We start from the raw sequence: 14,630 nt of genomic DNA, 5'->3' as shown, positions 1-14,630 counted from the left end.
CTGGAGAGAAAAATGGCAGATTTAGATGATATCAAAGACGGTAAAGATTTTGGCATTGATACACCGCAAAAGAATACGCTGTTTGAACTGAAAGGTTGTGGCGCGCTGGATTGGGGAATGCAGTCGCGTTTAGCGCGAATTTTCAATCCGGCAACCAATAAAACGGTGATGCTGGCGTTTGATCACGGTTATTTTCAGGGGCCGACAACCGGACTGGAGCGTATCGACATCAATATTGCTCCGCTGTTTGAACATACCGATGTGCTGATGTGTACGCGCGGTATTCTGCGCAGTCAGGTTCCGCCGGCAACCAATAAACCGGTGGTGTTGCGCGCATCCGGTGCAAACTCCATGCTGACCGAGCTTTCTAATGAGGCGGTTGCTGTTGCTATGGAAGATGCGCTCCGGCTGAATGTCTGTGCTGTGGCGGCACAGGTTTATATTGGTTCAGAGTATGAACATCAGTCTATCAAAAACATTATCAAGCTGGTGGATCAGGGCACACGTTATGGTATGCCGACGATGGCAGTAACAGGTGTTGGTAAGGATATGGCGCGTGATCAGCGCTACTTCTCACTGGCAACCCGCATTGCTGCGGAAATGGGCGCGAATATCATCAAAACTTATTATGTTGATACCGGTTTTGAACGGATTGCGGCTGGTTGCCCGGTGCCGATTGTGATTGCCGGAGGTAAGAAGTTGCCAGAGCTGGAAGCATTAACCATGTGCTATCAGGCCATTGATCAGGGTGCATCCGGTGTCGATATGGGGCGCAACATTTTCCAGTCAGAAGCACCGATAGCCATGCTTAAAGCTGTTCAGGCGGTAGTGCATCACAATGAAAAGCCTGCTCAGGCTTATGAGTTGTTCCTGAGTGAGAAAGCAAAGGGAGAATAATATGCACGTTACTTTAGTTGAGATTAATGTCAAAGCCGACAAAATCGCCGAATTTATCGAGGTATTCCGGGATAATCACCTTGGTTCTGTGAGAGAACCGGGCAATTTACGGTTTGACGTATTGCAGGATGAGAATATCCCGACCCGTTTTTATATCTATGAAGCCTATATTGATGAGGCAGCCGTTGCAGCTCATAAAACAACACCACATTATCTGCGCTGTGTTGAGAAACTGGAAGCTCTGATGAGTGAACCACGGAAAAAGACCTCGTTTATTGGGTTGATGCCGGAAGGCAAATAAACCCTGAATTGGGAATAACGCCTTGGTGATAACATCAAGGCGTTTATTTTTCACTGGTTTAATTAAGCCAGTTGTTTGTAATTACATTCAGCAAAAATTCTGCGTTAAATACTCAGGACATTTTTAATGCTTTCTGCGAGCATTCCAGGATCACCGATACCGTTAATTTCCTTGATAAATGGCAGGCCCAGTTGTTCTGCCAATTCTTCCAGATTGATATCATTGCCAATAGTTTGTTCGAATTCCAGCTGATTGATACCGCTTTCACCAGATTGTTCGAATTCCAGTTGCATGATCTGGTTCCATAATTTTCCTGCAAACCATGAGCAGTTTGTTACAGGCGTATACGCACCATTCTTCATATCTTCAGAGGTCAGTTTCATCAGTTTTGACAACTGATTACTTTCATCGACTAATTCAGGAATAAAATGCTGTTCTATAAATTCAGGGGTGATAGATTTTTCATTAATCTTCACACAATGCTGAATATGAAATTTTCTCTCGGCTGAATCATCAGTCGTACTATGTTCTGAATTTTTGACGAATCCATATCCCGGATGAAAAGCATATGAAGTATTATCACCTTCTTTTTCACTATTAAAGTAAATAACCCATGCATGGCCAAAACCGCCACTACCAAAGGCAACTCCCAGTAACTTTAATACGCCTTTAATGACAACTTCTTTCTCATTATCATTCAAACTCCAAGGGAAGTTTTTGGCAATAAACATAGCTGCGGCTATCATTGGCGTTACATTCGTACGTTCAGCGGTTCGATTAGTTCGAATACAAATTTGTGGGTAGCCAACGCTTGCGTCGCCAACTGGCTGATATTTATCTGTCTTGATCATCATTATTCCTTTATCTATATATAATTAAAATGGTCATTCTTTAAGAATGAAAAATAACCTGATTAAATCGTTCGAAGTATTTCTACCTAAATAATTAGTGTTCACGTAACTGAAAGGTTGCGTGTTATTTAAGTTAAGATTTTTATTTAATATAAAAGCAATTCGATTGATTGTTTTTATACTGTTTGGGTTTTATTTGTCCTTTTGTTATTTTTTATTTCCTTTTGTTTATCGATATTTTTATTTTAAAAAATAGAATTATTCGATGATGTAATCTGAGGTCGGTAATATTGCCGTTTTTATTTTCCATAATAAAATGACCACCACTGTATGGTATGTATTACAATTGGCTAAAATTATTTCAATTTGAAATTACATTAATAAAAGAAATTATGAATATGAATTAAAACAGGGAACCTCTTTGATATAAATCTCAGAGGTTGTTGAGAGAATAAATAGTTATTTTATGAAACTATATTGAGTTAACGTGCCAGTTTTCTTTTATTGTGAATGAGCCAGCGAGAAAGTAGCCGGCGGGGCTAATAAAAGCCACTTCACAATAAATTCCGCCACCTGTTCCGGTTGGTTAATATCGAGTTGTGGTAGTGATGTATCTAGCGGGATATCGCTGGCGACAGCGATGACATAGGGATCAATGAGTTCTTCGAAGGTGTGATTTAAACCATTCCGGTACAGGGCGATTTTCGCAATAGCTTCATTTTTGAATCCCTCAACCAGAATCAGATCCAGTGAAGTCGCATCAAATCGGCTGGCAAGATAATGCAAATCCAGTTCGGGGAGTTCCGGTGTTTCTGTCATTAAGGCCCAGCGTTGTTGGCTGGCAACCAGTGTTTGCGCCGCTCCCGATTTTCTCAGCTCATAGCTGTCTTTGCCCGGCTTATCGACATCCATATTATGGTGAGTATGTTTAATTAATCCCACCCGGATTTGTTGCTGCCGTAACAGGGGAATAACCTGTTTGAGCAAGGTGGTTTTACCGGTTCCACTGTAAGCGGTGATCCCCAGTAATGGCAAATTCATCGGGGTATTACTTTGATTCATGCTGACTCCCGAAGACATTCCCAGTGCTGGCATTGCCAGTTTTGGCACTCTTCTGGTGTATTCAGGTTGGTGAAGGATTCTGGATGTGGAATATAGACGGTTTTTGCTTTAATCATTTGCATAAAGAACATCAGCTTTCTGTCACCTAATGCAAGATAGCTTTCCAGTCTGGGTATCAGGCTGCGGTGCATCAGGGCAAGTGTCGGATGGGCACGTTCACAATCGTGTACATAAGCCGCCCACGCATGTTGTTTATAGCGCCAAAGCTTTTCCACCAGATCATCAGGGAAATCAGGGACATCGCAAGGCACGAATATCACCCATTCATGAATGGCCTTCTTCAGTACTGCCAGCATTCCGGCCAATGGCCCGGAAAAATCAGTAATGATGTCAGGAATAATGGGATAACCACTTTGTTGATACACTGCCTGATTGCGGTTGGCATTAATCAGCAGTTCATGAACCTGTGGCTGCAATTTTGCAGCTATGTGTTGGTATAATGGTGCTCCACCTAATTGTAGTAATCCCTTATCATTTCCGCCCATGCGGGTGGATAGCCCTCCGGCCAGAATGGCACCACTGATTTTTGGATACGTCATGTTAAATCACCTGATATTTTTAACCGATATATTTTATCTTTGGTTATGTAACCCTTGTGAATCAATATGTAACAGTGCTTATATGAACAAATGAGTATAACCTTTACGCGCGTTGACAGCCCAATTTTTTCTCCCAATCATGTCCCTATGTTGTAAGACGGGTTATGGTTACGGGCTGTTCACTGTACCTTCAGGGTATGATTAACGACTGATTAAAGAGAACTTTGTTGTGGCAGAAACTATGGCTTTTAATTTTCAAAATATTACGCCGGATTTGATAATGGATGCGCTGGCGCAGTCTGGTCTGCGTGTTGATTCGGGTTTAACTGAGCTGAATAGCTATGAAAACCGGGTCTATCAGTTTATGGATGAAGATCGTAAACGTTATGTCGTGAAATTCTATCGTCCTCAGCGCTGGAACCGGCAGCAAATTCAGGAAGAGCATGAATTTACGCTGGCGTTACAGCAGGCAGATTTATCGGTTGCTGCGCCGCTGGTTCTTGATGGGCAAACAGTACTGGAGCATGACGGGTTTTTCTTTGCCGTTTTCCCCAGCGTGGGTGGCCGTCAGTATGAGTCTGATAATTTTGATCAGCTGGAAGATGTTGGGCGGTTACTGGGGAAAATTCATCAGATAGGCTACCAGAAAACATTTTCTGCCCGCCCGACTATCAGTCTCAACGAATATTTGTACCAACCCTATCAATATTTGACAGAATGCAACCTCATACCTAATGCGCATAAGGCTGCTTTCTTTGCTTCTCTGGACGAACTGAATAAAGTTGTTGAGTCACAGTGGAATGTTGACTGGCAGGGATTACGGCTGCATGGTGACTGTCATGCTGGTAATATCTTGTGGCGCGACGAGGCATGGTTCGTTGATCTTGATGATGCCCGTAATGGTCCGGCGATTCAGGATTTATGGATGTTACTTAACGGCTCACGGCAAGAACAGTTGATTCAGCTGGATATTCTGCTTGAATCATATAACCAGTTTGCGGAGTTCGATCTGAAAACACTGGCTCTGATAGAACCTTTGCGCGCGATGCGGATGGTCTATTATCTGGCATGGGTTGCTCGTCGCTGGCAGGATCCTGCTTTTCCCAAAGCGTTTCCATGGATGGCTGACAGTGACTTTTGGCATAAGCAGATAAGTCTTTTTGCTGAACAAATCCGGCTGTTACAGGAACCCCCCTTACAGCTAACCCCGATGTATTAATTTTTCTGGAGATCACGATGAAAAAATTTTGGTTTGCATTGGTGGGAGTGTTTATGGCATTTAATGCCAGCGCTTCTGATTTTTCTGAAGGCAAGCAGTATGTTGAACTTAAAAAAGCGGTAGCTGATCAACCTCAGGTTGTAGAGTTTTTCTCTTTTTATTGCCCGCACTGTTACCAGTTTGAGAATATCTTTCATGTTCCCGGCACGATAGCAAAAAACCTTCCGGAAGGCGTTACACATGAACGTTATCACGTTGATTTTCTCGGGCCTTTAGGGAAAGACCTGACAGATGCCTGGGCTGTTGCTATTGTTTTGAAAGCACAGGATAAAGTGTTACCTGTATTATTTGATGGCATCCAGAAAACTCAGACTATCAATACTAAAGCTGATATCCGTAATGCATTTATTAAAGCCGGTATTTCTGGTGAAGATTATGACGCAGCACTGAATAGTTTCATTGTGAAATCGGTAGCATCTAAAGAACGTCAGGCGGCTCAGGATTTTCAGTTGCAGGGTGTTCCGGCCACGTTTGTTCTTGGTAAATACATGATTAATAATGGCGGAATTGAGACTAAATCGGTTCAGGACTACGCTAAAAAATTCTCGGATGTTGTGAATTATCTGGTAACCAAAAAATAAGCAATAAAAAACTTTAGTTTTATATGTACTCAATGAATTTCAGGCCGTATCGCAGTGCAGGGAATAACAAATTTGTCGTGAGCGAATTTTCCCGGCCAACCTGAAAGACAAAGAGTAAAAAATAATACAGGCATTGTGCCAGCTAATTACAGGGCTGGCATAATGCTTGCTAAAATTACCCTTTCATAACATAAACTCCGGTTATATCCACAAGTCGGTGATTTGTAAGTAATTGCAATATTTTCGTAATATTTGACGTAATTCATTGATTTTTACCTCCAGTTATCCGTTTTTGATATGGATATACATAAATCTGTTTTATGTGCCAATTTTTTGTGCACAAAGTTATCCACAACTCATTTATCAGAAAACTTATCAAAGAGCGGGTATCAGAACGAGAAAATGATCGCAACATTCGTCTATGACAGCACAGTGTGGCATCCTATTATTTATTCATACTCCAGAACGACGAAGACAATTTTATGGTACAGATAGCAGATAATCCCCTGATTTTGGTTGATGGTTCTTCATACCTTTATCGCGCATACCATGCTTTCCCTCCTCTGACAAACAGTGCGGGCGAACCGACAGGCGCCATGTATGGTGTACTGAATATGCTGCGCAGTTTAATCATGCAGTATCGGCCCAGCCATGTTGCAGTTGTGTTTGATGCCAAAGGCAAAACATTTCGTGATGAATTATTCGCTGAATATAAATCCCATCGCCCGCCGATGCCGGATGATTTGCGTGATCAGATTGAGCCTTTGCATAACATGGTCAGGGCGATGGGCTTACCCGTTCTGGTTGTGCCGGGCGTTGAAGCGGATGATGTTATTGGTACACTGGCACTACAGGCAGAAAAAGAAGGCCGCTCTGTCCTGATCAGTACGGGTGATAAAGATATGGCTCAACTGGTTACGCCGAATATCACCCTGATAAATACCATGACCAACACGATTCTAGGGCCGGAAGAGGTCACTGAAAAGTATGGTATTCCTCCGGAACTTATTATCGATTTCCTCGCACTGATGGGAGACTCTTCCGATAATATTCCGGGTGTACCGGGTGTCGGCGAGAAAACGGCTCTAGGGTTATTACAGGGGCTTGGCGGGCTGAATGATATCTATGCCAGACTGGATGAAATTTCAACACTTAGCTTCCGTGGTGCAAAAACACTGGGCGGCAAAATGGAGCAGCATAAAGAGGTGGCTTATCTCTCTTACCTGCTGGCAACCATTAAAACTGATGTTGATCTGGATAAAAATTGTCTGGATCTGGCGGTTGCTGCCCCTGATAACGAGGAATTACTGGCACAATTCAGCCGTTACGAATTCAAACGCTGGCTGAAGGATGTACAAGACGGCGGTTGGCTGGAAGGTCGTTCAGCGGAAAAAGGCGGGCAAAAGTCAGCGACAGGCGCTGCACCGACATCTTCAGCGCCCGGAAAACCCGCTGCTGTCAGTATTTCTCCGGAAAGCTACCAGACTATCCTTGATCGGAAATCCCTTGATGAATGGATTGAAAAACTGAAACAGGCTCCGGCATTCTCTTTCGATACAGAAACCGACGGGCTGGATACGTTAACCGCTAATCTGGTGGGTATGTCTTTTGCCGTTGTCAGTCAGGTAGGTGATGTGGGAAAACTGGCAGAAGGAGAACCTGATGTTGAGGCTGCATATCTGCCGCTGGGGCATGATTATCTGGATGCCCCACAACAGCTGGATCGGAATGAGGTGCTTGAAGCACTGAAACCGCTGCTGGAAGATGCGAGCCTGCCTAAAATTGGTCAGAACCTGAAATTTGATCGAGGCGTACTCGAACGTTATGGCGTGGCGCTGAATGGTATTGTTTTTGATACGATGCTGGAATCATATGTGCTGAACAGTGTTGCAGGGCGGCATGATATGGATAGCCTTGCAGAGCGTCATTTAGGCTATAAAACCACTACTTTTGAAGAAATTGCCGGAAAGGGTAAAAAACAGCTTACTTTCAACCAGATCGCTCTGGAAGAGGCGGCTAAATATGCTGCGGAAGATGCCGATATTACCCTACGTCTGCATCAGGCTATGTACCCACAGGTTGATTCTGTTCCGACACTGAAAAAGGTTTTCCAGAATATCGAAATGCCGCTGGTTCCGGTGCTTTCCCGCATGGAAAGAACGGGTGTTCTGATTGATGCCAACACGCTGGCAGAGCATTCAAAAGAAATTACGGCACGTTTACTCGAACTGGAAAAATCGGCTTATGAGCTGGCTGGAGAAGAATTTAATCTGGCTTCACCTAAGCAATTACAGGTTATTCTGTTTGAAAAAATGAGCCTGCCTGTTGTGAAAAAAACACCGAACGGTGCGCCATCGACCAATGAAGAAGTGCTGGAAGAGCTGGCAGAACATCATGAGCTGCCAAGGGTTATTCTGGAACATCGCGGTCTGGCAAAACTGAAATCGACTTATACTGACAAACTGCCACAGATGGTCAGCCCAGTGACACAGAGAGTTCACACTTCTTATCATCAGGCTGTAACTGCGACCGGGCGTCTTTCTTCCCGTGATCCTAACCTGCAAAATATACCTGTCCGTAATGAAGAAGGGCGACGTATCCGTCAGGCATTTATTGCACCAGAAGGTTATCGCATTCTGGCAGCGGACTATTCGCAGATTGAGTTGCGGATTATGGCGCATTTATCGCAGGACAAAGGCTTGCTGGAGGCTTTTGCGCAGGGTAAAGACATTCACCGCGCAACTGCCGCAGAAGTTTTTGGACTTCCTCTGGAACAGGTGACGAGTGAGCAACGCCGCAGTGCTAAAGCGATTAACTTTGGCTTGATCTATGGCATGAGTGCGTTTGGTTTGTCCCGTCAGTTGGGTATTCCGCGTGGAGAAGCCCAGCGTTATATGGATCTTTATTTTGAGCGTTATCCGGGTGTTCTGGAATATATGGAACGTACCCGTCAGCAGGCCGCTGAGCATGGGTTTGTTGAAACGCTGGAAGGGCGTCGCCTGTACCTGCCGGATATCAAATCACGTAATGGCATGCGCCGTAAAGCCTCTGAACGCGAAGCTATCAATGCTCCAATGCAGGGAACTGCGGCGGATATTATCAAGCTGGCCATGATTGCAGTCGATGACTGGATCGTCCGTGAACAGCCAAAAGTACGTATGATCATGCAGGTTCACGATGAATTGGTGTTTGAAGTGCATGAGTCAGAGCTGGCTGACGCGGAACAGAAAATCAGAGAGCTTATGGAGAAAAGCATGCAGCTCGATGTCCCTCTGAAAGTAGATGTAGGAACGGGGGATAACTGGGATCAGGCTCACTGATTTTTCTTGAATAATTTTTATATAAATGACGTCTATTTAATGAGCCAAAAATCTCTCAGTTATGCCGTGAAGAGGCATGGTATAAGAATTTTGGTTCATTTTTAGATTAGATCTAGATCTCACAAATATGTAATTAAACTACAAAAAAAATGGTGTAATCTCGGTGTTTGATCACATAATTTGGGCTGAATCGAGGTATTTTATGAAAATTAATTACAAAAAAATCTTTTGCTGATAAAAAAAATAAGGTAAAGTTGTCGGCGTAGGGTACAGAGGTAAGATGTTCTATCTTTCAGACCTTTTACTTCACGTAATCGGATTTAGCTGAATATTAGCTGCCCCAGCCATCTCTTTTGGCTGGGGCGTTTTTTTATTTCCGGGGAAGAGGGCGTGATTGACGGTTCTTTCCGAGGCAGGGAGATAAAAAGGTGGAAATTACTCCACCTCAATAGCAGGCTGGCTGAACCAAGTATCAAGTTTTTGTTCAAGTTTATCGATACCGATTTTTTTCAGAGCAGAGAAATACTCAATCTGAATGTTACCTTCCAAAAATGCCAGCTCCTGACGTACCTTATTCAACTGACTTTTACGTGCGCCTGATGCCAGTTTATCGGCTTTGGTCAGCAGAACCATGACAGGAACCTGCATCACAACGGCCCATTCGATCATCTGCATATCCAGATCTTTCAGCGGATGACGGATATCCATCAACACAACCAGACCTTGCAGACACTCACGTTTCTGAAGATATTCACCCAGTGCTTTCTGCCATTTGAGTTTCATCTCCTCTGGCACCTGTGCATAGCCATAACCCGGCAGGTCAACAAGGCGTATGCCTTCTTCTACCTGAAACAGGTTAATCAGCTGGGTACGTCCGGGTGTTTTACTGGTACGGGCGAGGCCCTTTTGCCGGGTCAGTGCATTCAGGGCACTGGATTTACCTGCATTTGACCGACCAGCAAACGCGACTTCAATGCCCGTCTCCGGAGGCAGGTGGCGGATGTCTGGCGCACTCGTGACAAAGTGGGTCATGTGATAGTTATAGTTTTTGATGGTCAAAATGGTTATCTCCCTGCGGAATACACGAAAAACAGCGCGGTGATTATAGCGAGAGCAGCGGCTTGTGGACAGGTTAACTTTTTACTGCCCTTATTGCTGCTAAGCAGAGATCAAGATTCTGCCAGTGAACGGCGCAGATATTCAGCAAAAAGTGTGTACAGTTCACCGTGAGTGACAATTTTAAGAGCGAGCTGAATTGCCGGAACGCCGGGGACAGCATGCTTAGAAGATAAAACGCATAAATCATCAGTTATGGCACTGCCCGGTAATAACCCGATTCCCAAACCATGTTGTATTGCACTGCTGATATTACTAAATGAGGCACTGACATATGCCAAAAAATAAGGCTTATTCATATCTTCCAGTGCCTTAATAGCGCACGCTCTGATGACGCATCCTTCAGAAAAAGTCACTAATGGTATTTCCTGTAGTTCATTGAAATATAAATCTTTTGAGGCAACCCAGTGTAATGGCTCAATTTGAAGAAGTGTTTCAGTCTCAGTATTGACGGGTTTTCCTTCCACACTTTTAAGAATAACCACATCCAATTGTTGTTTTTCAGTCATAGCCGAGAGTATCGGAGAGGGCGCTGCCGTAATTTCTATCTTTAACCCCGGATTTTTTTCTAGACACCATGAGATAGCCTGGTGTAGGTTTTTTATGTTGAAATCATCCGGCACACCGAGAGCGATCCTGCCTCTTAGCTGAAATGACTTTACTGAGTGCAGGGCTTGTGTCATGCGAAATAAAATATCTTTTGCTACGGGTAAGAGTTGTTTTCCTTCATTAGTTAAACCAATAATCTGCCCTTGTCGTCGATTAATTAAACGGCAGCCAATATCTTCTTCAAGTCGTTTAATACTCAGGCTAAGTGTAGATTGAGTTCTTCCTAATTCTTCTCCTGCACGGGTAAATCCGCCGTGTTTGGCGACGAAGACGAATGCTCGTAATTGTTCAAATGTGACTTGTCGGCCATCCAGACGATCAGCACGCATATTCTGCTCCATAGGGCACCTCTGCATTGCCATCATTGATAAATTCAATGATAAGAAAGGAATTATTTATTTAACAAAATTAAATCGTTATCGCAATATTGGCAAAAAAGAACTTTGACCTGCATAGGAGTGATTCAATGTTTATGATCGTTATTCCTATATTTCTCATCATACTGATTGGATACTGTTTTGGTCGTCTGCGCCCTGATAGCGGTAATTCCGATAAATTAATTAATGATTATGTTCTCTACATCGCGCTGCCAGCCTTATTATTTCTTTCTATTGCGCGTTCAGATATCAATGAGTTAGAACAGTGGGGATTTATCGGAGCCAGTTTAGCCGGGATCTGCATTGTCTATGCTATGGGAACTGTCATCGCAAAGTTTATGGGGGTTGGTTTTCCTCAGTCTTCAATTTTAAGTATGGGAGCCTGTTATGGCACAACGGGATATATGGGTATCCCAATATTGCTCTCCATTTATGGGGAACCCGCAGCCCTTCCGGCGGCAATCGCGACGATTTTACACAATATACCTGCCATCATAGCGGTTATCATTAGCTATGATATGACTACCACGCGGCACAGCGCTAATGGCAGAATTTCTTTTTTCTACAGTATAGCGAAAGCATTAAAAACAACCTTTACTAACCCACTAACTGTTTCAGTTATTGCAGGATTAATCTTTGTGGTGTTTAGGCTCCCACTGCCGGAATTTCTACAGTCATTTACCCACTTTCTGGCAAATGCAGCAGGGCCAACGGCATTATTTGCATTGGGGTTAGGGTTGTCCCGCTTTAACTTAAAAGAGCACGTTAATAGAGATGCACTAAAATTGGTGGCCCCGATGTTATTACTGAAATTAGGAATACAACCGTGGGTGACTTTTATTTGTGCTTATTACTTATTTGGTATGCAGCAACTCAATAATATTTGGTTTATTGTTGCTATTGTTATGGCTGCACAACCTATCGGCGCCGGTGTTTATATTTTCGCCAGAGCATATAATTTCAGGCAGGAAGTCATGTCGCTCTCTATCATCATTTCACTTCTGGTCGCATTGATTACCATTCCGCTTATATTACAATTTATTTCGGTCTAACAACGCTTTTTAGCCTAATTTGTATGAATACATATCAAGGCAGGTGTTATTCGGAAAATAAACACTATCCGAAATATGAGAAGATAATATTTATCTGGATGATATTATTCAGTAAAGCGCATTATTACTCGTAAAAATGAGTAAATCTTTGCCACTTTGCTTGGTGGGGAATTACACTTAATGCGTTTTACTGATTTTATGAGTTTTGTTATTGACCTCGAGAATAAAGGAACCATCAATGTTTAAACGTATTTTTGTGCCGCTTATAACGGCATGTGCTATTAGCGTGATGGCTGCCCCAGCACTGGCTGCCGAAACTTATGTAAAGCTGGTGACATCAGCGGGTGAAATAGAGCTTGAGCTGAATGGCGATAAAGCACCAATCACCACAAAGAACTTCATTGAGTATGTGGATGAGGGGTTTTATAACAACACTATTTTCCATCGTGTCATCCCCGGCTTTATGGTTCAGGGCGGCGGCTTTACAAAAGATATGAAGCAGAAAGCAACCAAAGCCCCTATCAAAAATGAAGCTGATAATGGGTTGCGTAACCTGCGTGGCACGATAGCAATGGCACGTACCGCAGATAAAGATAGTGCAACCAGCCAGTTTTTTATCAATGTGGCGGATAATGCCTTCCTTGACCATGGTCAGCGTGATTTTGGTTATGCTGTTTTTGGTAAAGTCGTAAAAGGGATGGATGTGGTTGACAAGATTTCTCAGGTCAAAACAGAAAATGTTGGTCCTTATCAGAATGTTCCGGTTAAACCAATAATGATCCTCTCTGCTAAGGTGGTTTCTCAGTAACCCTGATGAGAAAACAGCGTTTTTTACCTGTAAATTAGAACATCGGCGGTATTTGCCTGTTATTACACTTTTCCGAAGTGTCAGACCTTTAAAAATACCGTCTCTCCCTCAATTCTTTTTCATCACTTCTACAATCATGGTTCACTCCTCTGGTCCCCGACCCTATTTTAAAGTAGCTTATGTGGTATGATGAGTGTCCTGCTATCGTTGACGTTGATTTACCTGATTTTACCGTAATACATAACGCACAGTGTCCAATAGGGCAAAGCAATATATAAAACTATAAAAATCAGTAGGATGTGATCCTATGCTATTAATAATAGATAACTACGACTCTTTTACATTCAATTTATATCAATACTTTTGTGAGTTAGGGACGCGTGTTTTAGTTAAACGTAATGATGAGCTACAGCTTGAAGATATCGAAGAGCTGGCACCGACCCATTTGGTGATCTCTCCGGGTCCCTGTACGCCGGATGACGCCGGGATCTCACTGGAGGTTATCTCTCATTTTGCCGGGAAATTGCCGATTCTGGGCGTGTGTCTCGGGCATCAGGCGATTGGACAAGCCTTTGGTGCGAGTGTTGTTAAAGCTCGTGAAGTGATGCATGGTAAAACCAGCTTAATTCACCATAATCAGCAGGGTGTATTCAAAGGACTGAACCGACCGCTGACAGTAACCCGCTACCACTCTTTAGTTGTTGCGGCAGAAACATTACCGGCTTCTTTTGAAGTCACGGCATGGAGCCAGCATGATGGTAATGTGGATGAAATAATGGGAATACGTCACCGTACTTTACCTCTAGAAGGCGTGCAGTTTCATCCGGAAAGCATTCTGAGTGAACAGGGGCATGACTTACTGAATAATTTTCTGAAATACTAGCGAAAACTATTTAATTCCTCTTTCGGCTATTTTTCACATCAGCTTTTGTGTAATACCCATAATCAGGTTATGGCGCCTAATTCATTTATGCGTCTGCGGGTTTCATTTCTTAGCAGGGGAATGAAGGGAGCTGAGTGATGAAAAACAAAAAGCCAGTGCGCGATGGTATGCACTGGCCTAATTCAAGCGCGATTTCAGGAACTAACGTGTTCCGTAAACGACAATAGTTTTGCCGTGCGCAGAGATCAGGTTTTGATCTTCCAGCATTTTCAGAATGCGACCGACTGTTTCACGGGAGCAACCGACAATCTGCCCGATTTCCTGACGTGTAATTTTGATTTGCATACCATCAGGATGAGTCATTGCATCAGGCTGTTTAGCCAGATTCAGCAATGTTTGGGCAATACGGCCTGTAACATCCAAAAATGCAAGGTTTCCTACTTTTTCTGACGTTGTTTGTAAGCGGCTTGCCATTTGAGCAGATAAACGCATTAAAATATCAGGATTAACCTGAATTAACTGGCGAAATTTCTTATAGGAAATTTCAGCCACTTCGCAGGCGCTTTTAGCTCGCACCCATGCTGTACGCTCTTGCCCTTCTTCAAACAATCCAAGTTCACCAATAAAATCCCCCTGATTTAAATAAGAGAGGATCATTTCTTTACCTTCTTCATCTTTTATTAGAACAGCAACTGAACCTTTAACAATATAGTAAAGCGTTTCTGCCTTCTCACCTTGATGAATAAGCGTGCTCTTGGATGGATATTTGTGAATATGGCAGTGTGACAAAAACCATTCAAGAGTAGGGTCTGTTTGTGGCTTGCCGAGAACCATTCGCTTTATCCTCTGTTGTTATTTCCGCCTTTATGGTCAGAGAAACGGATCGTTTCTCATC

The 14,630-nt window shown here is 43.3% G+C and carries 15 protein-coding genes; 9 read left to right on the top strand and 6 right to left on the bottom strand.

Features of this window, described 5'->3' with window-relative positions; translation table 11 throughout:
* The first annotated feature begins 12 nt into the window (after positions 1-12).
* Together lsrF and lsrG are read left to right on the top strand one after the other, a co-directional pair.
* Entirely contained in the window at positions 13-897 is an 885-nt protein-coding gene (gene lsrF / locus AACS90_RS08455) for a 3-hydroxy-5-phosphonooxypentane-2,4-dione thiolase (protein WP_099120274.1), read from the top strand.
* Between the two features lies 1 nt (position 898).
* Positions 899-1,198, top strand: a complete 300-nt coding sequence (lsrG, locus tag AACS90_RS08450) for a (4S)-4-hydroxy-5-phosphonooxypentane-2,3-dione isomerase (protein ID WP_099120273.1) — start codon at positions 899-901, stop codon at positions 1,196-1,198.
* Positions 1,199-1,302: 104 nt separating this feature from the next.
* Here lsrG and AACS90_RS08445 read toward each other — a convergent pair whose 3' ends face one another.
* The 3 genes from AACS90_RS08445 to mobA all read right to left on the bottom strand — a co-directional run bounded on the left by AACS90_RS08445 (position 1,303) and on the right by mobA (position 3,710).
* Positions 1,303-2,052: a hypothetical protein gene (locus AACS90_RS08445; RefSeq protein ID WP_099120272.1), complete on the bottom strand. Its 750-nt coding sequence runs from the start codon at positions 2,050-2,052 to the stop codon at positions 1,303-1,305.
* Positions 2,053-2,550: 498 nt separating this feature from the next.
* A complete protein-coding gene (gene mobB / locus AACS90_RS08440; protein WP_099120271.1) occupies positions 2,551-3,111 on the bottom strand; it encodes a molybdopterin-guanine dinucleotide biosynthesis protein MobB in 561 nt (186 codons plus the stop codon).
* Positions 3,108-3,710: a molybdenum cofactor guanylyltransferase MobA gene (gene mobA, locus AACS90_RS08435; RefSeq protein WP_099120270.1), complete on the bottom strand. Its 603-nt coding sequence runs from the start codon at positions 3,708-3,710 to the stop codon at positions 3,108-3,110. The genes mobB and mobA overlap by 4 nt, the downstream gene beginning before the upstream one ends.
* 241 nt (positions 3,711-3,951) lie before the next feature.
* Between mobA and AACS90_RS08430 the strand changes: the two genes are divergently transcribed.
* The 4 genes from AACS90_RS08430 to AACS90_RS23310 all read left to right on the top strand — a co-directional run bounded on the left by AACS90_RS08430 (position 3,952) and on the right by AACS90_RS23310 (position 9,218).
* Positions 3,952-4,929, top strand: coding sequence for a serine/threonine protein kinase (locus AACS90_RS08430; RefSeq protein WP_099120269.1), 978 nt, complete (start codon positions 3,952-3,954; stop codon positions 4,927-4,929).
* A 17-nt stretch (positions 4,930-4,946) separates the two neighbouring features.
* Entirely contained in the window at positions 4,947-5,570 is a 624-nt protein-coding gene (dsbA, locus tag AACS90_RS08425; protein ID WP_099120268.1) for a thiol:disulfide interchange protein DsbA, read from the top strand.
* Between the two features lie 482 nt (positions 5,571-6,052).
* The gene (polA, locus tag AACS90_RS08420) at positions 6,053-8,890 is read left to right on the top strand and encodes a DNA polymerase I (protein WP_099120267.1); all 2,838 of its coding nucleotides are present in this window, start codon (positions 6,053-6,055) and stop codon (positions 8,888-8,890) included.
* A gap of 280 nt (positions 8,891-9,170) precedes the next feature.
* The gene (locus AACS90_RS23310) at positions 9,171-9,218 is read left to right on the top strand and encodes a hypothetical protein (RefSeq protein WP_438361642.1); all 48 of its coding nucleotides are present in this window, start codon (positions 9,171-9,173) and stop codon (positions 9,216-9,218) included.
* A 107-nt stretch (positions 9,219-9,325) separates the two neighbouring features.
* On the opposite strand, the gene yihA is transcribed toward AACS90_RS23310, so the two are convergent.
* The gene (yihA, locus tag AACS90_RS08415; protein WP_099120266.1) at positions 9,326-9,949 is read right to left on the bottom strand and encodes a ribosome biogenesis GTP-binding protein YihA/YsxC; all 624 of its coding nucleotides are present in this window, start codon (positions 9,947-9,949) and stop codon (positions 9,326-9,328) included.
* A gap of 110 nt (positions 9,950-10,059) precedes the next feature.
* Positions 10,060-10,956, bottom strand: coding sequence for a LysR family transcriptional regulator (locus tag AACS90_RS08410; RefSeq protein WP_241538163.1), 897 nt, complete (start codon positions 10,954-10,956; stop codon positions 10,060-10,062).
* Positions 10,957-11,081: 125 nt separating this feature from the next.
* On the opposite strand from AACS90_RS08410, the gene AACS90_RS08405 reads away from it, so the two are divergent.
* The 3 genes from AACS90_RS08405 to AACS90_RS08395 all read left to right on the top strand — a co-directional run bounded on the left by AACS90_RS08405 (position 11,082) and on the right by AACS90_RS08395 (position 13,735).
* Positions 11,082-12,044 carry an AEC family transporter gene (locus AACS90_RS08405; protein ID WP_099120265.1) on the top strand — a complete coding sequence of 321 codons (963 nt, stop codon included), beginning with the start codon at positions 11,082-11,084 and terminating at the stop codon, positions 12,042-12,044.
* Positions 12,045-12,282: 238 nt separating this feature from the next.
* Positions 12,283-12,852, top strand: a complete 570-nt coding sequence (gene ppiA, locus AACS90_RS08400) for a peptidylprolyl isomerase A (protein ID WP_099109229.1) — start codon at positions 12,283-12,285, stop codon at positions 12,850-12,852.
* 307 nt (positions 12,853-13,159) lie between these two features.
* Positions 13,160-13,735, top strand: coding sequence for an aminodeoxychorismate synthase component II (locus AACS90_RS08395; RefSeq protein ID WP_099120264.1), 576 nt, complete (start codon positions 13,160-13,162; stop codon positions 13,733-13,735).
* Between the two features lie 201 nt (positions 13,736-13,936).
* On the opposite strand, the gene crp is transcribed toward AACS90_RS08395, so the two are convergent.
* Positions 13,937-14,569, bottom strand: a complete 633-nt coding sequence (crp, locus tag AACS90_RS08390; RefSeq protein ID WP_004240730.1) for a cAMP-activated global transcriptional regulator CRP — start codon at positions 14,567-14,569, stop codon at positions 13,937-13,939.
* Between the last annotated feature and the right edge of the window lie 61 nt (positions 14,570-14,630).

Source organism: Xenorhabdus sp. KK7.4 (genome assembly GCF_963876465.1).
GTDB lineage: Bacteria > Pseudomonadota > Gammaproteobacteria > Enterobacterales > Enterobacteriaceae > Xenorhabdus > Xenorhabdus stockiae.
The sequence above is the reverse complement of the archived record's forward strand: the minus strand, read 5'-3'. Positions and strand labels throughout refer to the sequence as shown.

Coding starts and splice junctions, on each gene's coding strand:
- lsrF (WP_099120274.1), top strand. CDS start 13: ATGGCAGATTTAGATGATATCAAAGACGGTAAAGATTTTGGCATTGAT.
- lsrG (WP_099120273.1), top strand. CDS start 899: ATGCACGTTACTTTAGTTGAGATTAATGTCAAAGCCGACAAAATCGCC.
- AACS90_RS08445 (WP_099120272.1), bottom strand. CDS start 2,052: ATGATGATCAAGACAGATAAATATCAGCCAGTTGGCGACGCAAGCGTT.
- mobB (WP_099120271.1), bottom strand. CDS start 3,111: ATGAATCAAAGTAATACCCCGATGAATTTGCCATTACTGGGGATCACC.
- mobA (WP_099120270.1), bottom strand. CDS start 3,710: ATGACGTATCCAAAAATCAGTGGTGCCATTCTGGCCGGAGGGCTATCC.
- AACS90_RS08430 (WP_099120269.1), top strand. CDS start 3,952: ATGGCTTTTAATTTTCAAAATATTACGCCGGATTTGATAATGGATGCG.
- dsbA (WP_099120268.1), top strand. CDS start 4,947: ATGAAAAAATTTTGGTTTGCATTGGTGGGAGTGTTTATGGCATTTAAT.
- polA (WP_099120267.1), top strand. CDS start 6,053: ATGGTACAGATAGCAGATAATCCCCTGATTTTGGTTGATGGTTCTTCA.
- AACS90_RS08410 (WP_241538163.1), bottom strand. CDS start 10,956: ATGGAGCAGAATATGCGTGCTGATCGTCTGGATGGCCGACAAGTCACA.
- AACS90_RS08405 (WP_099120265.1), top strand. CDS start 11,082: ATGTTTATGATCGTTATTCCTATATTTCTCATCATACTGATTGGATAC.
- ppiA (WP_099109229.1), top strand. CDS start 12,283: ATGTTTAAACGTATTTTTGTGCCGCTTATAACGGCATGTGCTATTAGC.
- AACS90_RS08395 (WP_099120264.1), top strand. CDS start 13,160: ATGCTATTAATAATAGATAACTACGACTCTTTTACATTCAATTTATAT.
- crp (WP_004240730.1), bottom strand. CDS start 14,569: ATGGTTCTCGGCAAGCCACAAACAGACCCTACTCTTGAATGGTTTTTG.